The sequence below is a fragment of the Sphingomonas sp. NIC1 genome, from assembly GCF_001638925.1.
Lineage (GTDB): Bacteria > Pseudomonadota > Alphaproteobacteria > Sphingomonadales > Sphingomonadaceae > Sphingomonas > Sphingomonas aquatilis.
In genome coordinates, this window is record NZ_CP015521.1 from 1537341 (window position 1) to 1560477 (window position 23137).

Annotated in this window: 26 protein-coding genes and 1 tRNA gene; 11 read left to right on the forward strand and 16 right to left on the reverse strand. The window is 69.2% G+C overall.

Going from position 1 to position 23137, the window contains the following annotated elements:
* Positions 1–2 precede the first annotated feature (2 nt).
* The gene (locus tag A7E77_RS07405; protein WP_063686984.1) at positions 3–1526 is read left to right on the forward strand and encodes a sensor histidine kinase; all 1524 of its coding nucleotides are present in this window, start codon (positions 3–5) and stop codon (positions 1524–1526) included.
* On the opposite strand, the gene A7E77_RS07410 is transcribed toward A7E77_RS07405, so the two are convergent.
* From A7E77_RS07410 to metX, 4 genes are all read right to left on the reverse strand, one after another.
* Positions 1523–1930 (reverse strand): response regulator, encoded by a 408-nt coding sequence (locus A7E77_RS07410; RefSeq protein ID WP_017980476.1) that lies wholly within the window; start codon positions 1928–1930, stop codon positions 1523–1525. The two genes, A7E77_RS07405 and A7E77_RS07410, sit on opposite strands and share 4 nt — an antisense overlap.
* Before the next feature lie 85 nt (positions 1931–2015).
* Positions 2016–2603 (reverse strand): methionine biosynthesis protein MetW, encoded by a 588-nt coding sequence (gene metW / locus A7E77_RS07415; RefSeq protein WP_063686986.1) that lies wholly within the window; start codon positions 2601–2603, stop codon positions 2016–2018.
* Positions 2600–3040, reverse strand: coding sequence for a GNAT family N-acetyltransferase (locus A7E77_RS07420; RefSeq protein ID WP_063686988.1), 441 nt, complete (start codon positions 3038–3040; stop codon positions 2600–2602). The genes metW and A7E77_RS07420 overlap by 4 nt, the downstream gene beginning before the upstream one ends.
* On the reverse strand, positions 3040–4170 hold the full coding sequence (metX, locus tag A7E77_RS07425) for a homoserine O-acetyltransferase MetX (protein WP_063686990.1): 1131 nt from the start codon (positions 4168–4170) through the stop codon (positions 3040–3042). The genes A7E77_RS07420 and metX overlap by 1 nt, the downstream gene beginning before the upstream one ends.
* Positions 4171–4245: 75 nt before the next feature.
* Here metX and hisC point away from each other — a divergent pair, with 75 nt between their 5' ends.
* Together hisC and A7E77_RS07435 are read left to right on the forward strand one after the other, a co-directional pair.
* Positions 4246–5352, forward strand: a complete 1107-nt coding sequence (gene hisC / locus A7E77_RS07430) for a histidinol-phosphate transaminase (protein WP_063686992.1) — start codon at positions 4246–4248, stop codon at positions 5350–5352.
* Positions 5352–6257, forward strand: coding sequence for a prephenate/arogenate dehydrogenase family protein (locus A7E77_RS07435; protein WP_063686994.1), 906 nt, complete (start codon positions 5352–5354; stop codon positions 6255–6257). The genes hisC and A7E77_RS07435 overlap by 1 nt, the downstream gene beginning before the upstream one ends.
* A gap of 158 nt (positions 6258–6415) precedes the next feature.
* Here A7E77_RS07435 and A7E77_RS07440 read toward each other — a convergent pair whose 3' ends face one another.
* From A7E77_RS07440 to ftsE, 4 genes are read right to left on the reverse strand one after another with little or no spacing between them, the layout of a single operon-like run.
* Positions 6416–7099, reverse strand: coding sequence for a lysophospholipid acyltransferase family protein (locus tag A7E77_RS07440; protein WP_063686996.1), 684 nt, complete (start codon positions 7097–7099; stop codon positions 6416–6418).
* The gene (locus A7E77_RS07445; RefSeq protein WP_017980483.1) at positions 7096–7632 is read right to left on the reverse strand and encodes a YdcF family protein; all 537 of its coding nucleotides are present in this window, start codon (positions 7630–7632) and stop codon (positions 7096–7098) included. The genes A7E77_RS07440 and A7E77_RS07445 overlap by 4 nt, the downstream gene beginning before the upstream one ends.
* 13 nt (positions 7633–7645) lie before the next feature.
* Positions 7646–8530, reverse strand: coding sequence for a cell division protein FtsX (locus tag A7E77_RS07450; RefSeq protein ID WP_063686998.1), 885 nt, complete (start codon positions 8528–8530; stop codon positions 7646–7648).
* Positions 8527–9237 carry a cell division ATP-binding protein FtsE gene (gene ftsE / locus A7E77_RS07455; protein ID WP_017980485.1) on the reverse strand — a complete coding sequence of 237 codons (711 nt, stop codon included), beginning with the start codon at positions 9235–9237 and terminating at the stop codon, positions 8527–8529. Before ftsE ends, A7E77_RS07450 begins: the two co-directional genes overlap by 4 nt.
* Positions 9238–9418: 181 nt before the next feature.
* Between ftsE and A7E77_RS07460 the strand changes: the two genes are divergently transcribed.
* Complete coding sequence (locus tag A7E77_RS07460; RefSeq protein ID WP_063687000.1) at positions 9419–10204, forward strand: MJ0042-type zinc finger domain-containing protein; 786 nt, start codon at positions 9419–9421, stop codon at positions 10202–10204.
* On the opposite strand, the gene A7E77_RS07465 is transcribed toward A7E77_RS07460, so the two are convergent.
* Positions 10173–11537, reverse strand: coding sequence for an MATE family efflux transporter (locus A7E77_RS07465; RefSeq protein WP_063687002.1), 1365 nt, complete (start codon positions 11535–11537; stop codon positions 10173–10175). The genes A7E77_RS07460 and A7E77_RS07465 overlap by 32 nt on opposite strands.
* 123 nt (positions 11538–11660) lie before the next feature.
* Between A7E77_RS07465 and A7E77_RS07470 the strand changes: the two genes are divergently transcribed.
* Positions 11661–11747 (forward strand) — tRNA-Leu (locus A7E77_RS07470).
* Positions 11748–11778: 31 nt separating this feature from the next.
* Here the strand turns inward: A7E77_RS07470 and A7E77_RS07475 are convergent.
* Complete coding sequence (locus A7E77_RS07475; protein WP_017980488.1) at positions 11779–12267, reverse strand: winged helix-turn-helix transcriptional regulator; 489 nt, start codon at positions 12265–12267, stop codon at positions 11779–11781.
* 249 nt (positions 12268–12516) lie between these two features.
* On the opposite strand from A7E77_RS07475, the gene A7E77_RS07480 reads away from it, so the two are divergent.
* The 4 genes from A7E77_RS07480 (at position 12517) to A7E77_RS07495 (ending at position 17588) form a co-directional block, all read left to right on the forward strand.
* On the forward strand, positions 12517–13548 hold the full coding sequence (locus A7E77_RS07480) for a type III polyketide synthase (RefSeq protein ID WP_413243591.1): 1032 nt from the start codon (positions 12517–12519) through the stop codon (positions 13546–13548).
* Positions 13545–14234, forward strand: a complete 690-nt coding sequence (locus tag A7E77_RS07485) for a methyltransferase domain-containing protein (RefSeq protein ID WP_063687006.1) — start codon at positions 13545–13547, stop codon at positions 14232–14234. The genes A7E77_RS07480 and A7E77_RS07485 overlap by 4 nt, the downstream gene beginning before the upstream one ends.
* Positions 14213–15295 (forward strand): NAD(P)/FAD-dependent oxidoreductase, encoded by a 1083-nt coding sequence (locus A7E77_RS07490; protein WP_063687008.1) that lies wholly within the window; start codon positions 14213–14215, stop codon positions 15293–15295. Before A7E77_RS07485 ends, A7E77_RS07490 begins: the two co-directional genes overlap by 22 nt.
* A gap of 94 nt (positions 15296–15389) precedes the next feature.
* On the forward strand, positions 15390–17588 hold the full coding sequence (locus tag A7E77_RS07495; protein ID WP_063687010.1) for a transglycosylase domain-containing protein: 2199 nt from the start codon (positions 15390–15392) through the stop codon (positions 17586–17588).
* On the opposite strand, the gene A7E77_RS07500 is transcribed toward A7E77_RS07495, so the two are convergent.
* From A7E77_RS07500 to A7E77_RS07510, 3 genes are read right to left on the reverse strand one after another with little or no spacing between them, the layout of a single operon-like run.
* Positions 17564–18238: a M48 family metallopeptidase gene (locus tag A7E77_RS07500; protein WP_063687012.1), complete on the reverse strand. Its 675-nt coding sequence runs from the start codon at positions 18236–18238 to the stop codon at positions 17564–17566. The two genes, A7E77_RS07495 and A7E77_RS07500, sit on opposite strands and share 25 nt — an antisense overlap.
* Positions 18235–18663: a YcgN family cysteine cluster protein gene (locus A7E77_RS07505; protein ID WP_063687014.1), complete on the reverse strand. Its 429-nt coding sequence runs from the start codon at positions 18661–18663 to the stop codon at positions 18235–18237. Before A7E77_RS07505 ends, A7E77_RS07500 begins: the two co-directional genes overlap by 4 nt.
* Positions 18660–19253 (reverse strand): SCO family protein, encoded by a 594-nt coding sequence (locus A7E77_RS07510; protein WP_063687016.1) that lies wholly within the window; start codon positions 19251–19253, stop codon positions 18660–18662. Before A7E77_RS07510 ends, A7E77_RS07505 begins: the two co-directional genes overlap by 4 nt.
* 60 nt (positions 19254–19313) lie before the next feature.
* Between A7E77_RS07510 and A7E77_RS07515 the strand changes: the two genes are divergently transcribed.
* Positions 19314–19913, forward strand: coding sequence for an ankyrin repeat domain-containing protein (locus A7E77_RS07515; RefSeq protein ID WP_017980496.1), 600 nt, complete (start codon positions 19314–19316; stop codon positions 19911–19913).
* Positions 19914–20122: 209 nt separating this feature from the next.
* On the opposite strand, the gene A7E77_RS07520 is transcribed toward A7E77_RS07515, so the two are convergent.
* Positions 20123–20788, reverse strand: coding sequence for an HAD family hydrolase (locus A7E77_RS07520; protein ID WP_063687018.1), 666 nt, complete (start codon positions 20786–20788; stop codon positions 20123–20125).
* Positions 20785–21477 carry a YggS family pyridoxal phosphate-dependent enzyme gene (locus tag A7E77_RS07525; RefSeq protein ID WP_063687020.1) on the reverse strand — a complete coding sequence of 231 codons (693 nt, stop codon included), beginning with the start codon at positions 21475–21477 and terminating at the stop codon, positions 20785–20787. The genes A7E77_RS07520 and A7E77_RS07525 overlap by 4 nt, the downstream gene beginning before the upstream one ends.
* Before the next feature lie 21 nt (positions 21478–21498).
* Here A7E77_RS07525 and A7E77_RS07530 point away from each other — a divergent pair, with 21 nt between their 5' ends.
* Positions 21499–22023: a thiamine phosphate synthase gene (locus tag A7E77_RS07530; RefSeq protein ID WP_226341875.1), complete on the forward strand. Its 525-nt coding sequence runs from the start codon at positions 21499–21501 to the stop codon at positions 22021–22023.
* Between the two features lie 203 nt (positions 22024–22226).
* Here A7E77_RS07530 and A7E77_RS07535 read toward each other — a convergent pair whose 3' ends face one another.
* A complete protein-coding gene (locus A7E77_RS07535; protein ID WP_318842608.1) occupies positions 22227–22922 on the reverse strand; it encodes a hypothetical protein in 696 nt (231 codons plus the stop codon).
* Between the last annotated feature and the right edge of the window lie 215 nt (positions 22923–23137).

Sequence of the window (23137 nt, forward strand, 5' to 3'; positions counted from 1 at the left end):
CGATGACCCCCGTCTGTGAACCGGCGAGCGAGACGCGCCGGGCCGAAGCCCTCGCCGCGCACGACCCGCAGTCGCTGCGCGACGATGCCGCGCTCACCCGGATCACGGACTTTGCCGCAGCCCTGTGCGACGCGCCGATCGCGCTGATCAGCCTGGTCGAGGCGACGCGCCAGACCTTCCTGTCGCACACCGGCGTCGACATGACGGAAACGCCGCGCGACACGTCCTTCTGTGCGCTCGCGATGATGGAACGCGGCATCACCGTGGTGCCGGACGCGACGCGCGATCCGCGCTTTTCGGCCATGTCGCTGGTGACGGGCGAGGCGCACATCCGCTTCTATGCCGGCGCACCTTTGGTCGCCGACGATGGCGTGCCGCTCGGTTCGCTGTGCGTGCTCGACACCCGGCCACGCCCTGAAGGACTGACCGCCCTGCAACGACAGGGGCTGGAAACGCTGGCGGAGGCGGTGATGGCCCGGCTGCGCGACAGCCGCGATGCCGCCACGTGGCGCCGCACCGATCGCGACACGCGCCAACGCCTGTCCGACAGCGAGGATCGCTTCCGCACGCTGGCCGACACCATGCCGCAGATGGTGTGGTCGACGCTGCCCGACGGCTTCCACGATTATTACAATGCGCGCTGGTACGAATTCACCGGCGTGCCGGACGGATCGACCGATGGCGAGGGATGGAACGACATGTTTCATCCCGACGATCAGCCCCGCGCGTGGGAGATATGGCGCCATTCGCTGGAAACGGGCGCGCCGTATCAGATCGAATATCGCCTGCGCCATGCCGACGGCACCTATCGCTGGGTCTTGGGCCGGGCCCTGCCGATCCGCGACACGGACGGGCAGATCACGCGCTGGTTCGGCACCTGCACCGACATCCACGAACAGAAACTGGCGCTGCACGAGCGCGAACTGATCAGCCAGGAGCTGTCGCACCGGATCAAGAACATCTTCTCGGTGATCTCCGGCCTGATCTCGTTCGCGGCGCGCGCACGGCCCGAGTTCGCGCCGGCCGCCGCCGATCTGCGCGACCGAATCATCGCGCTGGGGCGCGCCCATGATTTCGTACGGCCACACAGCCCCAATTCGCGACCCGCGATGCAGCAGAATTCGCTGCACGGCCTGCTCAGCGAGTTGTTCGAACCCTATCGACGTGGGGGCTATCAGCCGATCACGGTCAGCGGCGATGCGGTCACGATCGACGATCGCTCGGCCACCCCGCTCGCGCTGCTGTTCCACGAACTCGCCACCAACGCGATGAAATATGGCGCGCTGTCGAGCGAGGACGGTGCCGTCGATGTCACCGTCGCGCGCGACGACGCGGACGTGGTGCTGTGCTGGAGCGAACGCGGCGGTCCCTCGGTCGCCGCGCCGGATGGGCCGCACGGTTTCGGCAGCCAGCTGATCGAACTGTCCGCCGTGCGGCAGCTGGGCGGGGTGGTGACGCGCGAATGGAAGGCGGAAGGACTGGTCGTAACGGTCCGCGTGCCGATCGCGACGCTGAACCGCGCTTAGGCCTGACGGCTCGAATCGAGCAAAACGATATCGTCGTTGGCGGCGGGAGACCGCCCCTCCGCCGCGAGAGCCGCCGCGGCGAGGATCGCCGATTCACTGAATGGTTTGCGGATATAGCCCAGCGCGCAGTCACGTCCGCAATCGATCTGTGCCGGATTGGCGGTGACGAAGACGACCTTCACGCCATAATCGCGCGCGATCTGTTCCGCGATACGCGGGCCGGTCGGCCCGTCGCGCAGGTTGACGTCGACGAAGGCGAAGCCGCAACCCGGTGCCGCCTGCAACGCGCTCTCCGCATCCGCGGCGATGCCGGCGACCTGATAGCCGCCATCGACCAGGATACGCTCCAAGTCGAGGGCGACAAAAATCTCATCCTCGACGATCAGTGCGGTTTTGGTCATCATCCATCCTGGCTTGGAGCCGAGAAACCGCTTTCACATAGGTTTGTTCCGAACCGTCCGGGTTTATGTTCGATCCGGACGTACGCCGTCAACGCCGCAACAGAAAAACCGCATGCTGTGCCAACAGGTTGGCCGCTGCCGAACTGCGTTGCCGGTCGCCCGACAGAAACCATGCCCCCTCCACGCTCACGCCGCGCGCTTTCAGGAAGGCACGAAAGTCGTCGATCGTGACGTGATGGATGTTGGGGGTGTCATACCATTGTTCGGGCAATTGCCGCGTCACCGGCATCCGACCACCCCACAGCAGCGACAGGCGGATGCGCCATTGCGCGAAATTGGGGAAGCTGACGAACGCACGCCGGCCAATGCGGAGCAGATGATCGAGCACGACGTCAGGTGCCCGTGCGGTCTGCAGCGTCTGGCTGAGGATCGCATAGTCGAAGCTGCGATCGGGATAGGCAGCGAGATCGATATCAGCGTCGCCCTGGATCACCGACAGCCCGCGCCCCACCGCCGCCGCGACATTGCCCGCGTCGAGCTCGAGCCCGCGCGCGTCGCAGCCCCGCTGGTCGCGCAGCGCCGCCATCAGCGCGCCGTCGCCGCAGCCAATGTCGAGCACGCGCGATCCCTGCGCGACATGGCCGGCGATGACGGCGAGGTCGGGGCGCAGCGTCATGACGCCGTCTTCAACAGCGCGGCGGCCGCGGGCGACAGACGTTCCATAAAGCGATCGGGGCGGAGCAGCGCGTGGAAGCCGAGCGCCTCGTACACGCCATGCGCGTCGGCGGTGACGAGGCCAATGCGGCGGATGCCGGCGAAGGCGGGATGATCGATGAACCAGCCGACCATGCGCCGCCCCAGCCCCTGCCCCCGCGCCGCTTCGTCGACCCAGACGTCGGCGATCCAGGCGAAGGTCGCGTGATCGGTGATCGCACGGGCGAAACCCACCTGCTCGCCGCCAGCGTAAGCGCCCAGGCAGTGCGAGCCGGCGATGGCGCGTTCCACCAACGCCCGGTCGATCCCCGGCGACCAATAGCTCGACGCGAGCCAGCCATGGATGCGCGCAATATCGAGCCGGTCCTTGTCGTCATCGAGGTCGATCCCAAGGTCCATCATCGCCCGCCTTTCAGGAAACCGTCGATCACGCGGTTCATCTCCGGCGCGTCAAGCAGGAAGGCGTCGTGGCCATAGGGGCTCGATAGTTCGACGAAGCTGACCGGTGCGCCGGCGGCGTTCAAAGCAGCAACGATGTTGCGCGATTCCTGCGTCGGATACAGCCAGTCGGTATCGAAACTGACGAGGCAGAAGCGCGTCGCCGGCCCTCGGAAGGCATTGGCGAGCAGGCCGCCATGTTCCTCGGCCAAATCGAAATAGTCGAGCGCGCGGGTGATGTAGAGGTAGCTGTTGGCGTCGAACCGGTCGACGAAGGCGAGGCCCTGATGGCGCAGATAGCTTTCGACTTGGAAATCGGCGTCGAAGCCGAAGCTCTTGGCGCCGTCCTGCTTGCCCGGGCGGGCTTGCAGGCGGCGGCCGAATTTCTCGGTGAGGCCCGCCTCGGACAGATAGGTGATGTGCGCGGCCATGCGCGCGACGGCGAGGCCGGCGGCGGGGGGATCGCCGTCGTAATAATCGCCGCCGCGCCATTTGGGATCGGCCATGATCGCCTGGCGGCCGACCTCGTGGAAAGCGATGTTCTGCGCGGAGTGGCGCGCGGTCGAGGCGATGACGACCGCGGCGGCGACGCGATCCGGGAAGGTCGCCGCCCAGCTGAGCGCCTGCATGCCCCCCATCGAGCCGCCGACCACCGCCTTCAGCCGTGCAACGCCCAGATGGTCGAGCAGCATGGCCTGTGCACGGACCATGTCGCGGATGGTGATGACCGGGAAGGCCATGCCCCAGGGGCGCCCCGTCGCGGGATTGATGCTCGCCGGGCCGGACGAGCCCATGCAGCTGCCGATGACGTTCGAACAGATGACGAAATCGCGCGCCGGGTCGATCGGCTTGCCGGGACCGACGAGGCGCGTCCACCAGCCGGGCTTGCCGGTGCGCGGATGCGTCGAGGCGACATGCTGATCGCCGGTCAACGCGTGGCAGATCAGGATCGCATTGCCACCATCGGGATCGAGCGTGCCATAGGTTTCGTAGGCGATCTCGACCGGCGACAGCAACGTGCCGCCATCGAGGCGCAGCGGCCCCGGCAGCGTCGCCTGTCGCCCGCAGCCGAACCGCATATCCTCGCTCATGGGCGCATCGCTACGGCGGGGCGCGCGTGGAAGCAAGTTGTCAACGTCGCCGCCGCCCCGCTAAGGCTCGCGGCCATGTCGGACACCACAACCGCCCCCGCCCCGAAGCCCTGGATCCTGGGCATCGCCCCCTACATCCCCGGTCGCGCCACCAGTGAGGACGGCCGCAAGGTCGTCAAGCTGTCGTCGAACGAGAATCCGTTCGGTACGCCCGAGGGCGCGCGGGCGGCGTATCGCGACGCGGCGGGGCATCTGGAGCGCTATCCCGACGCCGCCGCGGTCGACCTGCGCGGCGCGCTCGCCAGCCATTACGGCGTCGAGGCGGAGCGACTGATCTATGGCACCGGATCGGACGAGGTGTTGCACCTGGCCGCCGGCACCTTCGCCGGGCCGGGCGACGAGATCATCCACGTCCGCTACGGCTTTGCGGTGTATGAGATCGCGACGCGGCGCGTTGGCGCGACGCCGGTGATCGTCGCCGATCGCGACTATGCGACCGATGTCGATGCGATCCTGGCCGCGGTGACGGACAAGACCAAGGTCGTGTTCGTCGCCAACCCCAACAATCCGACGGGCACCTATTCCACCCGCGAGGAGATCGCGCGGCTTCACGCCGGGCTGCCCAAGTCGGTGCTGCTGGTGCTCGACCAGGCGTACACCGAATATCTGGAGCCGGAGGACGACGACGGCGGGCTGGAGCTGGCGCGCACGCAGTCCAACGTGCTGGTGACGCGCACCTTCTCGAAGATCTTCGGCCTCGCGTCCGAGCGGGTGGGCTGGGGCTATGCGTCGGCGGAGATCATCAACGCGATGCACCGCATCCGCGCGCCCTTCGCGTTCAGCATCGGGGCGCAGGCCGCCGCGACCGCGGCGCTGAACGATGCGACCTTCGTCGCGCACAGCCGCGAACATAATCGCCAGTGGCGCGGGTGGTTCAGCGAGCAGGTCGACGCCTTGCCGGGCCTGCGCGCGGTGCCGAGCAAGGCCAATTTCGTGCTCGTGCTGTTCGAGGGCACGCTGACCGCCGAAGACGCGTACAAGGCGCTGATGGCGGCGGGCTATGCGACGCGCTGGCTGCCCGGCCAGGGGCTGCCCCATGGCCTGCGCATCACGATCGGCACCGAAGAGGAAATGCGCGCCGTGGTGGACGTGCTGCGCGCCGAGGTGGAAAAGGCGGGCTGATGCTGCCTTTCGCGCGCGTCACGATCATCGGGCTGGGGCTGATCGGCTCGTCGGTGGCGCGCGCGGTGCGGGCCACGATGCCGACGGTACGGATCACCGGTTACGACGCCTCGCCCGAGGTGCGCAGCATCGCGGAGCGGATCGAGCTCGCCGACGATATCGCCGACACGGCGGGCGCGGCGGTGATCGATGCCGACCTCGTGATGCTGTGCGTGCCGGTCGGCGCGATGGGTGCGGTAGCGGCGGAGTTCGTCGACGACCTGCCCGCCGATGCGATCGTCAGCGATGTCGGCGGATCCAAGGAGAGCGTGCTCGCCGCGCTGCGCGCCGTGCTGCCGCATGCGACGATCGTGCCGGGGCATCCGGTCGCCGGCACCGAGCATAGCGGGCCCGAGGCGGGCTTTGCGACGCTGTTCCGCGGGCGCTGGTGCATCCTGACGCCGGAAGAGGGCACGCCCGAGGCGCCGACGCTGCGGCTGCGCGCGTTCTGGGAGGCGCTCGGCGCGCAGGTCGAGGTGATGACGCCCAAGCATCATGACCTGGTGCTGGCGGTGACCAGCCATGTGCCGCACCTGATCGCCTATTCGATCGTCGGCACCGCGAGCGACCTGGAAGAGGTGACGCAGAGCGAGGTCATCAAATTTTCGGCCGGCGGCTTCCGCGACTTCACCCGCATCGCCGCATCCGACCCGACGATGTGGCGCGACGTGTTCCTGAACAATCGCGAGGCGGTGCTGGAGATCCTGCAGCGGCTGACCGAGGACGTGACGATGCTGCAACGCGCGATCCGCTGGGGCGACGGCGACCAGTTGTTCGACCTGTTCACCCGGACGCGCGCGATCCGACGGTCGATCATCGAACAGGGGCAGGACGACGCCAAGCCGGACTTCGGGCGGAGCCACTGAGCGTTCCGCTTACGGCAACGTGGACACCATGAACACCTGAACGGAAACGTTCGAGGCCTATCGTTTCGGTTTCTGTCGGGATGAGACGGAGCTATCCTCCGTCATTGCGAGCGTAGCGAAGCAATGACGAGTTGGGGGATGTAGCCGGCAACCCGATCCTACGCGTCCAGCACGTTGATCGCCGTATGGACACGCGCCTCGATCTCGTCGCGGGGCAGGCCGGCGGGGATGACGTCGCCGATGCGGATCGTCACCGTGCCGGGGCGCTTGGGCCCGTGCCGGGGCCAGACGCGGCCCGTGTCCAGCGCGATCGGCACGCACGGCATGCCTAGCGCCCGGTAGAGGCCGGCGAAACCCGATTGCAGCGGCGGCCGCTCACCCGGCGCGACGCGCGTGCCCTCGGGATAGATCAGGATCGAGCGGCCTTCCGCCTTCAGCGCCTTGGCATCGCGCATCATCGATCGCAGCGCGGTCGCCGACGCCTCGCGATCGGCGACGATGCCGCCATATCGCAGCGCCGCCCAGCCCCAGAACGGGATGCGGCTGAGTTCGCGCTTGATGACCATCGCCGGGCCGCCGAGCAGCAATTGCAGCTCCAGCGTTTCGAACATCGCCTGATGCTTGGCGGCGTAGAAGACGGGCCCTGCCGGGCGCTGCCCCTCCACGACGACGCGGATGCCCATGATGGTACGATAGAGCAGCCGGTGCATCCGCGCCCAGAGATGCGCGTGCCGCATCACTGCGCGCCGGCCGAACAGCGCAGACACGGGAACCGCCAGCACGATCGGCACCGACAGGCCGTAGAAGAACAGCGAAAACAGCAACGTGCGCAGGCGGTTCATGCCCCGATCCCCAGCCACAGCGCGACGCGGCGCAGCAGCAGCTTGTTATATTCGTTGACGAGCGTGCCGAGCCGCGGCGTGCTGGGCACGCCATCGCCCATCACGATGACGCCCGGCCCCAGCACTGCCGCCAACTCCATCCGCGCGCGCGGCACGTGCCAGTCGGAGGTGACGAGGCGGACGGTGCGATAGCCATGCGTCTTCACCCAGGCGGCGGTTTCCTCGGCGTTCGAACGCGTGTCGACGGCGTCGGCACCCAGATCGATGCAGCAGGCAAAGAGCTTTGGCGAGGTGTGATAGGTGCGGGCAAGGTCGATCGGCCGCACGCCGGGCGCGACGCCGGTGACGAGCATCCGCCGCGCCTGCCTGGCCTGCAGCAGCGCGATGCCGCGATCGATCCGCCCCGCGCCGCCGGTCGGCACGACGATCGCATCGGTGGTGTTGCCGGTGAGCGGTGGCGGCAGCAGCAGCATGAAGGCGGCAAAGCCCAGGCACCAGCCGAGCGCGGCGAACCCCATCAGCCGGACGATCATAGCAGACGCCCCGTCACAGGATGCGCCTCAGCGCGGCCACGATCGTCACCCGCGCGATGACGGTCGCGAGCAGGACGAATCCGATCGGCAGCAGGACCAGCAATGCCCAGTCGCTGAAGGACAAGGTGATGCCGCTGAGCAATTGCGATCCCAGCGCCGCGACGCGCGTGGCGAGGAACAGCAGCATGGCGAGCGCGGCAACGCTGCCCGCCAACCCGCCGATCGCCGCATCGAGCGCGAGGCGGCGCTGGAACAGGCGCGCGACCTGCACGTCGGTGGCGCCGAGCATGTGCATCACCTCGATCGTCGCGCGATGCGTCTCCAGCCCGGCACGCGCGGCAAGCACCACGACCGCGCCGGTCGCCGCCAGCATCAGCGCCACGAGGCCGAGCGCGAGCCAGGTCAGCGTGTCGAGGAAGCTGCCGACCGGCGACATCCAGCGCTGGTGCCGGTCGATCCGCGCCGTCGCGCTGATATCGTGAACCGCGGCGACGATCCGGCCGGCGTCGGCGCCGTCGGCGAGGTCGACGTCGATCATCGCGGGCACGGGCAGGTCGGGATCGGCGTCGCTGCGCCCCAGCCACGGTTCGAGCAGGCGCATCAGCTCGGCGCGCGGCACCGGCGCCGCGCGGCGCACGTCGGGCAGCGCGCGTAGCACGGCGAGGATCCGTGCGGCGACCGCGTCGCGCGCGACCGGGCTGCCATCGACCACCTGCACCGTCAGTCGCCCAGCGAGCTGGCGCTCCAGCGCCGTCGCCGACTGGCGCGTGCCGAGGCCGAGCGCGGCGGCGAGCAGGGTGAGGAACAGCATGATCGCCATCACCCCCGTCATCGCGCGAAAGCCGCCCGCTTCGTCGAGCACGCGGCGGTCGGCGCGGTTGGTGCCGCCCGCGCTCATGCCAGCCCCTTCAGCGTCGGTGGGTAGCGGAGCGAGCCGGTGGGATCGAGCAGCTGCCCCTTGTCGAGCCGCATCATCTGCGCGCCCGCGACGCGGCTGAGCAGGTGCAGGTCGTGCGTGGCGACGACGACGGTGGTGCCCAGTTTGTTGAGCGATTCGAACAGATGGATCAGGCGATCGGCCATATCCGGATCGACGTTGCCGGTCGGTTCGTCCGCCACCAGCACTTCGGGACGGCCGATCACCGCGCGGGCGATGGCGACGCGCTGCTGCTCGCCGCCCGACAGCGTCGCGGGCCGCGCACCGGCGCGGTCGGCCAGCCCGACCCAGGCGAGCATTTCGCGCACCGGCTGTTCGATGTCGGATTCTTCCACCCCTGCGACGCGCAGGGGCAGCGCGATATTGTCCCAGGCGGACAGGTGCGGGACCAACCGGAAATCCTGGAAGACGACGCCGATACGGCGGCGAAATCCGGGCAGGCGCGCGCGCGGCATCGTCACCGCATCCTCGCCGAACAGGCGGATGATGCCGCGGCTGGGGCGCTGCGCCAGATACAGGAGCTTCAGCAGCGAGGTCTTGCCGGCGCCGCTTGCCCCGGTCAGGAAATAGAAGGCGCCGCTGGTCAGCGTGAAGCTGATATCGGACAGCGTTTCCTGCCCGGTGCCGTACCGCAGCCCAACATTTTCGAACTGCACGATATTTGCCATGCGCCTGGCCGCAACCGCTCCATCAAGGTGCCAAGGGCCGTCAGCGGCCGTGTTCGATAAAGCCTTCGCATGGCGACGCCGCGGCTTCAAGCTTGCCACGCAGGCGGCGCACGTGCTTACAATCGCGGCTATCCCGCGGAGGTCTCTTCCCCGCACGGCCATCTGTCGTAAAGCGTCGCGCATGATCCTCGAATGTCCCGAATGCAGCACCCGCTATCTGGTGCCCGACAGCGCGATCGGGGTGGAGGGCCGCACCGTACGCTGCGCCAATTGCCGGCACAGTTGGTTCCAGGAACCGCCGGTGCCCGAGGAGGAGGCGCTTGCCCCACCCGCGCCCCCGCCCCCTCCTCCTCCGCCGCCGCCCGTCATGGCGGACCAGCCGCGCTTCGACCTGCCCGATGCGCCCGACGAGGAGGCGCCACCGCCATTCCTGGAGCCCGCGGTGCTGCCGGGGGCGCGCGTCGCCGCGCCCGAGCCCGTCGTTGCCGCGCCGGACTATGACGCCTTCGCGCATCGCCCGCCGTTCCGGCCGCGCCGCAACGCGCTGCGCCGCTGGACGGTGATCGCGGTGCTGGTCGGTTTGTTGCTGATCGCCGGGATCGGCGCGATCCTGTTCGTCGGTGCGCCGGGGCTGCTCGCGCGCGTCGGCTTGCCGGTCGGCACCGACGAATCGCCGCTGCGGCTGAAGGACAATCCGATCGAGCGGCGCGAGCTGGAAAACGGATCGGAACTGTTCGCGGTCAGCGGGCAGATCACCAACCCTTCGTCCGAAAAACAGCGCGTGCCGGATATCCGCGCCGAGCTGCGCGATGCGCAGGGCCGCATCGTCTACAGCTGGACGATCAATCCGCAGCAGCGGACGCTGAATCCGGGGGCGTCGATCGACTTCAATTCGGCCAAGCTGGACGTACCGTCCAATTCGAAGCGGCTGGAGCTCAGCTTTGCTGGCGAAGCCGCCAACCCATAAGCGCGAACCGGCCGCCGTGCAGCACCGCGGCGGCCACCATGCCAAGGCCCGAAGCCCAGACCAGCGCCATCGGCCCCATCCCCTGATGCACCAGCCACCAGCCCAGGCCGCCCGACACGATGAAATAGGCGAGGATGCTGTTGACCCCCGCCACCACCTGATCGCCGAGGCTGCGCAAGGCGTACATCAGCACGACCTGGATGCCGTCGAAGACGATGAACGGGGCCCACACCGCCAGCATCGCGGTGCCGAGGACATGGACCGGCGCCGTCGCCGGGAACAGCGCGACGATTCCCGGCGCGGTCGTACGTAAGATCAGCACCAGCAGGCCGAGCGCACCGATCGCCAGCCCGACCGCGATCAGCGTGCGAGGGATGGCGGCGGCCGGCTGCCCCTCACCCACCGCATTGCCCGCGCGCACGCCCGCCGCTGATCCCAGTCCGATCGCGATGGCGAAGGTGACGTTGTGGATCGAAAAGACGATCTGAAAGGCATGAGCGGCGACGTCGCCCAATTGCGTCGACAGCGCGATGAGGATCGAAAAGCCGGCAAGCTCCAGCCCCGAGGCGATCGCGGGGACGAGGCCGAAGGCGGCGAGCGCCACGACGCCGCGCGGCACGCCGGCCCAGGCGGCGCGGTCGGTGCGCCGCACCTCACGCTCCCGGGCGCGCGGCAGGGTGAGCGCGCTCGCCACCATGCCGGCGGCACCCAGCAGCGAGGCGATGCTGGTCGCGAGCGCCGCCCCCACTGCCCCCAAAGCGGGCAAGCCGAGATGCCCCGCCGACAGCGCCCAGGCGAGCACGGCATTGACCGGCAGCACCGACAGATTGACTGCGGCGACGCGGCCGGGGCGGCTGACCCCTTCGAGGAAGAAGGCGGCGGCGACGTTCACTAGCTGGAACGGAAAGGCGATGGCAAAGGCCCGGACGACGCGCGCGCTTTCGTCGATCCGGTCCGCCGCGACGCCGACCAATGCAAGCAGAGGTTCGGCAGCGACCAGGAACAGCCCGCCGATCGCGACGCCGAGCAGCAGTCCCAGCACCAGCCCTTCCCGCAGCACGCCGCCGGTGCGCGGCAGATCGCCCGCGCCGTCGGCGCGCGAGGCCATCACCAGCACGCCCGACAGCCACGAAAGGCCGGCGACGATGCCGACGAAGCCCAGCGCGCGGCTGGCGCCCAGCGCCGCTACCTCTTCGGTCGCGACAAGGCCGACGACCATCACGTCGGTCACCTGCAGCAGCGTCCAGTTGAGGCTGGTCAGCACCACCGGCCAGGCGAGCGCCAGCAGGCGCCGGGTTTCGCCATGGGTCGAAAGAGCTTGGCGGACCGTCATGGCCCCGCGCTACCGGAGCGGGCGGGCCGCGAAAACGAAAAAGGGGCGCTTGCGGAGCATGAAACGCTTTGCTAGGGGCCTGCGCCTGCCAGATGCCGGCTCCGCCCGGTATTCTCATCACGTGCGGCCGTGGCGGAATTGGTAGACGCGCAACGTTGAGGTCGTTGTGGGCGAAAGCCCGTGGAAGTTCGAGTCTTCTCGGCCGCACCACTTTTCGAAAAAATCGCAGAACGCCCGTCGGTCAGGCGGCGCCCAGCCGGCGCAGATAGGCGCGGACCGCAGTCTGGCCGGTGTCGCTCAGCGAGACCTCCATGCGCCGCCGGTCGTGCGGATCGATAACGCGATCGACCAGCTTCAGCTTGTGCAGATGATCGATCCAGCGCTGCGACGTGGTGACCGGCGTATGCGCGGTGCCGACCAGCGCCTTGACGTTCAGCGTCCGCCGTTCCTCATGCGCGACGAACAGCGCGAGCAGCATGTCCCACGCCGGCTCGTGGAACAGTTCGGCCGGAAAGTGATCGAAACGCGCCATGCGCTGCGCCAGCAATTGCTTGGCGAGCTCGCGCGCATCGGGTGCCGCCGCCGCCTCGTCGCGGTTCGGCCGGTCGTGCGTTTCGTCGCCGGTATCGCCATACGCGAGCCGATCCGCGCGCGCGCCAAATTCACTGGCGATGGCCGACAGTTGCGCCGTCAGGTCCTTGACCAGCCCGGCAATGGATTCCCCCGCCATCCGGCTCCCCCACAAGCGTTGGTTGTCGAGCGGAAATCTATGCGACATCCATCGGGAAACACAAGAAATTCTCGGATAGTTTCATTACCCCCGATGCGACCGAAACGCACCAATCGCCATTTTATTGCGAGGCATGCATCCATCTCGGCGGCGACGCGTTTGTGCCTGTCGTGCGCCGTTTCGGCGGACGTGTGAAGGACCCCGGTGCCGCTCCCCCCTTACGCCTGCCTGCGCGCCATCGGTACGGCCGTGCCCGCTAACGATATCCACGACGCCTTCATCGGCTGGGCCAAGGCCCAGGTTGAGCCGCGCTATGCCGCGCTGTTCGATCGCATGGCCGCGCGCGCCGGTATCACGCATCGCTGGTCGGTCTTGCCAGGGAGCGCTGGGCACAGCCCGGTCGATGCGGGCGGCTTCTATGCGGACGCGCTGCCCGGTACGGCGGCACGGATGGCGGTGTATGCCGAGGCTGCACCGGCGCTGGCCCTCGCCGCGATCGACGATCTGGCGACACGCGCGGAGTTGGATGGCATCACCCATCTGGTCGTGGCGAGCTGCACCGGCTTCGTCGCGCCGGGAATCGACCAGATCATCGCCGCGCGGCTGGGCCTGCCGACCGCGGAGCGGCTGCTGATCGGCTTCATGGGCTGCTATGCTGCAGTGGTCGCGTTGCGCACCGCGCGGCATATCGTCCGGTCCGACTCCACCGCCCGAGTGCTGGTGGTGACGGTGGAGCTGTCGACGCTGCATCTACAGGCAACGCACGAGATCGAGCCGCTTCTCGCCATGCTGCAATTCGGCGACGGTGCCGCCGCGGCGCTGGTGACAGGCGCCGATGCGGACACGCAGGGGCTGATGCTGGAGGCGCCCTTTGCCGCGACGCTGCCCGACAGCGAGGCGCTGATCCGCTGGAATATCACGGACACGGGCTTTGCGATGCACCTGGACGGGGCGGTGCCGGGACGCATCGCCACCGCGCTGCACGATCCCGCGCTGGTCGCGACGCTGACCGACGGGGCGCTGGCGCAGGACCTGTTCTGGGCGGTGCATGCCGGCGGACGATCGATCCTGGATGCCGTGCAGGGCGCGCTGGCGCTCGACGGCACCGCGCTGGCGGCGTCGCGCGCGGTGCTGAGCGACAATGGCAACATGTCGTCGGCGACGCTGATGTTCGTGCTGGCCCGCCTGCTCGCCGCCCCGCCCGCGGTGGACCAAGGTGTCGCGCTCGCCTTCGGTCCCGGGCTTGCCGCCGAAGGATTGCGGCTGCGGTTCGTGGCATGACGCTCGCCACCCGCGCTCAGGCGGACGAACTGATGGACGCGGACGATCTGCCTGCGGACGTCTATGCCGCGGTGGTCGCCGACCTTGCCCGCGTCAACGTCGTCACGATGGCGGCGCGGCCGACGTTGCGCTTCCTGGCGCGTGCCGCGCGCGGCGCCGATCGGCTGCGCATCCTCGACGTCGGGTTCGGCGACGGCGACATGCTGCGGCGGATCGCGCGCTGGGCGGCGAAGCGGCGCCTGCCGGTCGAGCTGGTCGGCGTCGACCTCAACCCGCGCAGCGAGGCGGCGGCGCGCGCGCATACCCCGCCCGAACTGCCGATCCGCTGGATCACCGGCGATTATGCCGATCTGGCGGGCGGCGGATGGGACGTGATCCTGTCGAGCCTGGTCGCGCATCACATGACGCACGATCAGCTGATCGCCTTCCTGCGCTTCATGGAGACCGAAGCCAAGCGTGGCTGGCTGGTCAACGACCTGCATCGACACGGTTTCGCGCATGCGGGCTTTCCGCTGCTGGCACGGATCGCGCGCTGGCATCCGATCGTGCGGCATGACGGCACGCTGTCGATCGCGCGCTCCTATCGCCCGGCCGAATGGCCGCCGCTGCTCGCCGAGGCAGGTATCTCTTATGCGCGGGTGTTCCGCGCCTTCCCCTTCCGGCTATGCGTCGAACGGCTGCGCTGATCGTCGGCGGCGGGCCGGCCGGATCGGCCGCAGCGATCCGCTTGGCGCGCGGCGGCGTGACGCCGCTGCTGCTCGAGCGGCATGCGGCGGCGGATGCGCTGTGCGGCGGCTTCGTCAGCTGGCGGACGCTCGATCGGCTGAAGGAACTGGGTATCGACGCCGATGCGCTCAACCGCGATCGGCTGACCGAGGTGGTGCTGTTTGCGGGCCAGCGCGTACGGACCGCACGCCTGCCCCGCCCCGCCGTCGGCGTGTCGCGGCGGCGGCTCGATACTTTGCTCCGCGAACAGGCGCAGGCGAGCGGCGCGGGGCTGGAAACCGGCGTCACGGTGCGCCGGGTAGAGGGCGATGCGGTGTGGCTGGACGACGGCTGCCCGCTGCGCGGCGACGCGCTGTTCCTCGCCACGGGCAAGCACGACCTGCGCGGCCTCGCCCGGCCGGCGGAGGCGCGCGGCACGGACCCGACGTTGGGCGTGCGCGTGCGGCTGGGCCCGGCACCCGCGCTGGAGCAGGCGCTGCGCGGGCGGATCGAGCTGCACCTGTTCGACCGCGGCTATGCCGGCATCGCCTTGCAGGAGGATGGCAGCGCCAATCTGTGCATGGCAGTGCACCGGTCGCGCCTGCACGAGGCGGGCAGCCTGCCCGCGCTGCTGGACGCACTGGGCGCGGCGCATCCGCGGCTGGGCGAGCGACTCGCCTATCGCGCGTCGGATGCGCCGATCGATGCGATCGCCAACGTGCCCTATGGCTGGCGCGAGCGCGGCGGCGCGGCGGGGCTGTTCCGGCTGGGCGACCAGGCGGGGGTCATCCCCAGTTTGGCCGGCGAAGGCATGGGCATCGCGCTGGCGAGCGGCATCAGCGCCGCGGACGCCTGCCTGCGCGACGGTCCTGCCGGATCGGCGGCGTGGCAGACACGGTTCGCGCGGCAGCTGATCCGGCCGATGGCGGTCGCAGGCGCGATCCGGACGCTGGCGGAACGGCGCTGGGCCGCGCTGGGCGTGGCGTTGGCGCCGCCCGGGCTCATCGGACTCATCGCCAGCGCGACGCGGGTGGCGGGCTGAGCCGCCACCGGTCGCAGCGTCCGCGCAAATCGGCGCGCCGCGATGTGCGCGTGCTTGTGACCCGCCCCGGAAGCGCGTAATCGCGGGCCCCTCCATGGCTCGTGCGCGCACCTCCCGCTCCGCTCCCGCCCCCCGCTCTCGTTGGCGCCGGCGGATCGTCGTTACCCTCCAGATTCTGATCGGTCTCGGCATCCTCGCCTTCGGCGCGCTGGTGATGGCGGTCTATGTCGCGCGCTCGCAGCTGCCGAGCTTCGACGAGCTGAAAAGCTCGCCCAACGGCCAGATGATCCGCGTCCATGCCGCCGACGGCAGCATCATCGCCTCGCTGGGGCCGAGCTATGGCGAATGGCTGCCCTATGCGCAGATCCCCAGGATCATGCGGCAGGCGACCGTCGCGGTCGAGGATCGCCGGTTCCGCGGCCATCCGGGCGTCGACCCGATCGGCATCGCGCGGTCGGTGCAGGTCCGCTTCGAACGCGGGCGCTGGGTGCAGGGCGGATCGACGATCACGCAGCAGCTGGCGCGCAACGTCTTCCTGAACAACCAGAAGAAGTTCGGGCGCAAATTCCGCGAATGGATTCTGGCGCTCGCGCTGGAACGCAAGTTCAGCAAGGACGAGATCCTCGAGCTGTATCTCAACAAGATGTATTACGGCGGCGGCACCTATGGCATCGACGCCGCGAGCCGGAAGTTCTTCGGCCATGGCGCGAATCATCTGAGCATCGGCGAGGCCGCGGTGATCGCCGGACTGGTGAAGGCGCCGTCCAATTACTCGCCGACCGCCGATACCGAGGCGGCGCGCGGCCGCGCCGGCGTGGTGCTGCAACAGATGGTGCGCGCAGGCGACATCACCGAGGCGCAAGCGCAGGCGGCGGACGTCGCCGACCTGAAGCTGACGCCCGAACGCCAGCAGAATAGCGCGCGCTACTTCACCGACTGGGCGCTGCCGCAGCTCGACACGCTGATCGACGAGACCAGCGCGCCGCTGGAGGTGTGGACGACGCTGGACCCCGCGATGCAGCGCGAGGCGGATGCGGCGATTCGCGCCAATGCGCCGAACGGCGTGCAGGGCGCGCTGGTCAGCCTGGATCGCGACGGCGGCGTGCGCGCGATGGTCGGCGGCAAGGATTACGTCACCTCGATCTACAACCGCGCGACGCAGGCGGTGCGCCAGCCGGGATCGGCGTTCAAGCTGTTCGTCTATCTCGCCGCGCTGGAGGCCGGGCATAAGCCCGAGGATACGATCGTCGACGAACCCGTGACGATCGACGGCTGGAGCCCGCGCAACGATTCGCGGCGCAATTCAGGGCCGGTCAGTCTCCGCACCGCCTTCGCCTATTCGCTCAATACGGTGGCGGCGAAGCTGGGGCAGGAATTGGGCTTTTCCACCATCGCCGCGATGGCGCGGCGCTTCGGCATCACGACGCCGATCAACACGCATCCCGCGATGGTGCTGGGCACCAGCGACGTGCGGCTGATCGACATGACGAGCGCCTTTGCCAGCGTCGCCAACAAGGGCGTCGCGGTCACGCCGTACGGAATCACGCGCGTCACCGCGAACGGCCAGACGATCTACAGCCACGAGGTGGACCGCAGCCGCGTGCTCGTCGCGCCCTATGTCGCGGCCGAGATGATCGACCTGTTGCAGACCGCGGTGAACACCGGCACCGGCCGCGCCGCGCAGATCGGCCGGCCGGTCGCGGGCAAGACCGGCACCACCACCTCGCTGAAGGACGGCTGGTTCCTCGGCTTCTCAAGCGGTCTTACCACCGGCGTGTGGATGGGCCGCGACGATGCCAAGCCCGTGGCCGGGCTGCACGGCGGCACCGCGCCGGCCAAGGCATGGGCGGCATTCATGAAGCCCGCCACCGCCAACCGGCCGATCGAGCAGTTCGATACGCAGGTCACCCTGCCCGACTGGCAACTGGAGCCGGATGAGGAGGCCTATTACGGCCAACCCGACGATGGCACTGCAGGCGCGCCGATGGTCGATCCGGATGGCAATCCGCTACCCCAAACGCCGCGCGAGACCGATCCGCAGGCGCAGGGCGAACCGGCAGACGGCGGCGCCCCCGACACGCCGCCGCAGCAGCAGCTCAACGACCTGATCGACCGCGTCACCGGCCGCGATGCGCCGTCGCGGGATCCGGCGCCGCGTGACGGCGCGCGGGACGGGCAGCGCGTGCCCTCCGCCACCGCTCCGTCGCGGCAGGGCCCGCCGCCGCGCGATGGCTATCTGCCGCCGCGCGCGCCGCTACAGCGCCCGGTTCAGGACGATCGCCCGACCCAGTGAAGCCCCGCGCCGTGCGTGCGCAGCCAGGCGCGCGCCGGCGTCGGATCGCCGTCGTACAGTTGCGCAACGAGTGCATGAAAGGCGGGGCCGTGGTTCATGTGGACGCGGTGCGCGACCTCATGCGCCACCGTCGCGCGGCGCACCCAGCCCGGCGCCAGGATCAACCGCCAGCTGTAGCGGATGACGCCGTCGACGGCGCAGCTGCCCCAGCGCCCGCGCGCGTCGCCGATCGCGACCTTCGTCACGATCACGCCGGCTTTGGAGGCAAAATAGGCCGTGTCGTCGGCCAATTGGGTGAGCGCGGTGCGCTTCAGCCACGTCTCGACGCGGCGCGGCAGCGTGTCGAGCGGGCCGGACAGCGACAGCGTGTCGCCCACCACCTCGACCCGGCGGCGGCTACCCGGCTGCCAGTCGATCGTCAGCACCCGGTCGGCGACGGTGAGCACCATGCCCGGCGCATAGGGCCGCGCCACCGGCAGGCGCGCCTGCTGCTCCGCGATCCAGTCCGCCTTGCCGCGCGCCCAGGCGAGTGCGGGCTTCAACGCGGCGCGGCGCGGCAACACCAGCCGCGCGCGGCCGCTCGCCGGATCGATCGACAGGCGCACGCGCCGCGCGGTGGGATGGCGGACGACCTCGAACGGGTCGCTCACAGCTCACGATCGACGATATGGTTTTCGAGGTCGCCGACATCGTCCTCGCTGACCGTCCAACCGCGCACCGAGATGCCGGCGGTGTGGACCGTCTCGCGATCGCCGCTGATCAGATAATGCCAGTCGCGCAACGGCTCGCCCGCCGCGCGCAGGCGGTAGGCGCAGGTACTGGGCAGCCAGTCGATGTCGCGAACATTGCCCGCGGTCAGCCGCACGCATTCGGGCACATAGGCGCGGCGGTGCTTATAGTCAGAGCAAAAGCCGGTGCGGCGGTTCAGCAGGCGGCAGGCGACGTTGGTCGGCACGACCTCGCCCGTATCCTCGTCCTCCAGCTTGTGGATGCAGCATTTGCCGCAGCCGTCGCACAGAGCCTCCCATTGGCCGCGATCGAGCTGCTCGATCGGCAGCTCCCAGAATTTGCTCATGTCGCCCAGCGCTTGATCTCGTCGGCCACGGCTTGCGGCCCCTTGTCCGACGGCAGCAGCGCGAGCGGCTTGCCGTCCGGGCTCATCAGATAGGTGGCGCGGCTGTGATTCACCAGATAGCCGCCGCCAGGCTGCGCCTCGCCCTTGCCGGCGAACACGCCATAGGCCTGCGACACCGCAGCGATCTGCGCGGGCGTACCCGTCAGCCCGACCATCTGCGGCGAAAAGGCGGAGACGAAGCTTTTCAGCACCTTGGGCGTGTCGCGTTCGGGATCGACGCTGACGAAGATCGGTACGATCCGCTTGGCGAGATCGGGATCGCTCTTGGCGAGCAGCGCCACGCCCTTGCCGATCGCCGCCGCATCGGTGGGGCAGACATCGGGGCAATAGGTGTAGCCGAAATACATGATCCGGTATTTGCCCGCGAAATCGCGGTCGGTAACGGTGCGGCCGTCCTGATTTACTAGACTGAACGGCCCGCCGATCTTCGCGCCGGCGAGCGGTGGCGCCGTGGTGGCTGCGGGCTGGCAGGCGGCCACCGCCAAAGCGGCGGCGGGCACGGCGAGGCGGGCGAAGCGCAGAATGTTCATGACCGTGGCAGCTGTGATCTGTTACCGGTGCGCCCGCAAGTCTTGTCCAAGGGACCTACGATGATCCGCCGCCCTTTCCTGCTCGCCCTCAGCCTCGCCGCCGCCGTAATCACCCCCGCCGCCGCGCAGCAACAGTCCGAAAGCTACAAATTCCTGCAGGCGATCGAGAAGGAGGACGGCAAGACCGTAACCACGATGATCGAAACGCCGGGCAGCACGATCATCAACACCAAATCGCCCACCACCGGCCGCGGCGCGCTGCACGACCTGACGAGCCATTCGGGCAATCTCTACATGCAATATCTGCTGCAGCATAAGGCCGATCCCAACATCCGCGATGCCAAGGGCAATACGCCGCTGGCGCTGGCGGTGATGGCCGGACGCGACGATCTGGTCGACCTGCTGCTGATGTTCAAGGCAAACCCGAATCTCGCCAATTCGTCGGGCCAGACGCCGCTGATACTGGCGGTGAACACCCGCAACGAAGGCATCGCGCGCACGCTCATCAACAAGGGCGCCGACCCGGACCAGACGGACAATCTCGCCGGCCTGTCGGCGCGCGACTATGCGGTGCGCGATTCGCGCAATCCGGCGATGGTGGCGCTGTTCAAGGATGCGCCGAAGAAGGTGCGCGCCCAGGTGTCCGGCCCGCGGTTGTAGGACGGACGACTTCTGCGGGGTTGGATGATCCTCCCCCGCCAGGGGGAGGTGGCATACCGCAGGCATGACGGAGGGGGCGGAAAGGAACGTCCCTGCCCACGACGCGCGCCCTGACATCCCCCTCCGTCACCGCCTTTGGCGGCGCCACCTCCCCCTGGCGGGGGAGGAATGACCAGTGCCACGGCGCAGGGCCGGGATGACGGGGTGGGTTAGAGGCCCAACAGTCGTGCGACCTCGGTGAAGTCGTGCGCGATCGCCTGGACGCCCAGCGCCTTCAGCCGTGCGTCGTGGCCGATGGCGCAATGCGTGCCGGCGCACAGGCCGATGACGTGGCCGCCGGACGCGACCGCGCCGGTGGCGCCGACCGGGGAATCCTCGAGTATCGCGCACGCCTCGATCGGAACGCCGATCGCCGCAGCGCCGTGCCAATACAGGTCGGGCGCGGGCTTGCCGCGGGTCACGTGCTCGCGGCCGCTGTAGATATGGTCACCGAACGCGTCGGCCAGCCCGATATGGTCGAGGTGACGGCGGATCCAGCGCGTCGGGCTGGACGAGACGACCGCGCGCGGCAGATCGGCGGGCAGCGAGCGCACGAAGGCGACTGCACCGGCCACCGCATCGATCCCCTCCGCCATCGCGCGCGCATCCTCCGCGTCCCGCGCCGCGTCGAAGCTTGCGGGGATCGGGCCGCCGATCCACGCCTCGATCGCCTTACGGAAATCGGGGCCCGCTAGACCCATGAAGTTCGCCATCGAATCTGCGGGGGTCGTCGGATAGCCCGCGTCGGTGAGCCATTCGGCAAGCTGGCGGTTGCCGGCGAATTCGCTCTCGATCAGCACGCCGTCGAAATCGAACAACAGGCCACGCGGCGTCATGCCGCGGCTCCGCCACGCGCGCCGAACAAGGCGCTGCCGACGCGGACGTGCGTCGCGCCGATCGTCACCGCGGTCGGATAATCGGACGACATGCCCATGCTGAGCCCGGTCAGGCCGACCTCGCGCGCCAGCTTGGCGAGCAGCGCGAAATAGGGCGCGGGCTCGACGTCGGCGGGTGGAATGCACATCAGCCCGACGATCGGCAGACCGGCAGCGCGCGCCTGATCGAGCAGGGCGGGCAGATCGGCGATGGCGCAGCCGCCCTTCTGGTCTTCCGCGCCGATATTGACCTGCACGAAACAGTCGGGGCGGCGGCCGGTCTTCGCCATCGCCTTGCCCAACGCCTCGACCAGCGACGGGCGATCGACCGAATGGATCGCGTCGAACAGCGCGACCGCGTCGTCGGCCTTGTTCGACTGAAGCTGGCCGATCAGGTGGAGCGACACGCCCGGATAGGCCGCGCGCAGCGCGGGCCATTTCTCCGCCGCCTCGGCAACGCGATTTTCGCCGAAGACGCGATGGCCTTCGTCGAGCAGCGGGCGGATCGCATCGGCGTCGTGCGTCTTGGACACGGCGATCAGCGTCACCGCCTCCGCCTTCCGGCCGGCGATGTGCGCGGCCTGGGCGATGGCGGTGGTGACATTGTGGAGAGCGGAGGGCGCAGGCGGGGACAGGGTGTCGGCGGTCATGACGCTCGCTATAGCGGGGTGGTGGCCGATCTGAACCGCAATCTCTCTCCCCGCCGTCATGCGTGGCTGATGACCGACGAACGCATCGGCGCGGCGCTGCTGCCGGCGATCCGCGCGCTGCCGCCGGGTGCGGGCGTGGTGTTCCGCCATTACGGTCTGTCGCGAGGCGAGCGGCACCGGCTGTTCCTGACGGTGCGGCGGCTGGCGACGGCACGCAAGTTGCGGATCAGCGCGGCCGGTGGGCTGCCGGGCGTCGGGTCGCATGGCGGCCGACGGGCCTTCACCCATGCAGCGCATGATCGACGCGAGGCGATTCGCGGTATCCGCGCGGGGGCCGCGTGGCTGTTCGTGTCGCCGGTCTTTGCCACCCGGTCGCATCCGGGTGCGCGGGCGCTGGGCGTGCGGCGGGCGGTGGGTGTCGGACGAGGGCTTGGCGCCGGCCGTGTTGCGCTTGGCGGGATGACGGGCACCCGCTGGTTGGCGATCCGCCGCTATGGCTTCGACGGCTGGGCGGCGATCGATGGGCTGATGCCCGGCAGGCGCTAGGTTCATCGGCAGCCGTCATTGCGAGCATAGCGACGCAATCCAGGGCGTCTTGGTCCGGCCCTGGATTGCGTCGCTGCGCTCGCAATGACGGAGGACAAAGTGTCGATTAGCCGCACTGTGCTGCTGCTTCGCGCTCTCGTCAGGAGATCCCAGCCTTCGCTGCGTGACCTGTGGTCAGATCACGCCCGCCTCGACCCTCGCGATCAGAAGCGGAAGGCGGTGCCCACGTAGACCGACTGGCTGTCGCGCCGCGTATCGTCGAGGCGGGTCAGGCGGTCGCGATCCGAGCGGTAGCGCATGCCCGCGGTCAGATCGAGATTGCGGGTCAGCGAATAGGAGCTGCTGACGTCGACCGAATAGCTCGACGGTTCCTGCGTCAGCTTCGGCGTGGTGTCGAGCGGACGGTCGGAGACGGCCATCACGCGGCTGCTGGCGCGGCCGGCGCGATAGGTGAGCGCGACATCGGTCGATTCGCGGCTGCCCGGCACGGGGCCGAGATCGATGTGGTTGATGCCACCCGAAACCGCAAAGCGCTTCCAGCCCACCGAAGCGCCGAGGTTGTAGGCGATCGGCTGGATGCCGACGGTCGGTGCCGGGGCGGTGGTGCGGGCGGCATCGGCGAGCGCGACGCGGTTGGACCGGACGCGGACCGCGACGGTCACCGCGCGCTTGTCCTGCCGGGCCTCTGCCGGGGTGAAGCGGAAGTCCATGCCGTCGAGACCCCCGCGCGCGATCGCCGCGGCGAGTCGCGGGTCGGCCGCGGCCGGGGTGAAGGATCCGGTGAAGCGCGGCGTGGCAGACGTGATGCGACGGGCGGGCTGGACGCGTTCGGCGGCGCCGAATGCAGGCGCGACGGCGACGCCGGCAGCGACCAGCGCTCCCGCCATCAACACAGTCATCGCACGCCCACCGGCACGCTTCACAAACACAAGCAGTCCCCTCGACTCCCGCTGCAACGCGCCTAACACGATTCCGGCGCGGGCCAATATGGAAGTATTGCTGGCTCAGGCATCATTTTGTCCGACTGTTGCAATCGGCACACAGGTTTCGGCGGCCGATCGTCCCAATCCGGTCGAATCACGGCTCGCTTGCGGGTGATCGTGCGCATCTATAG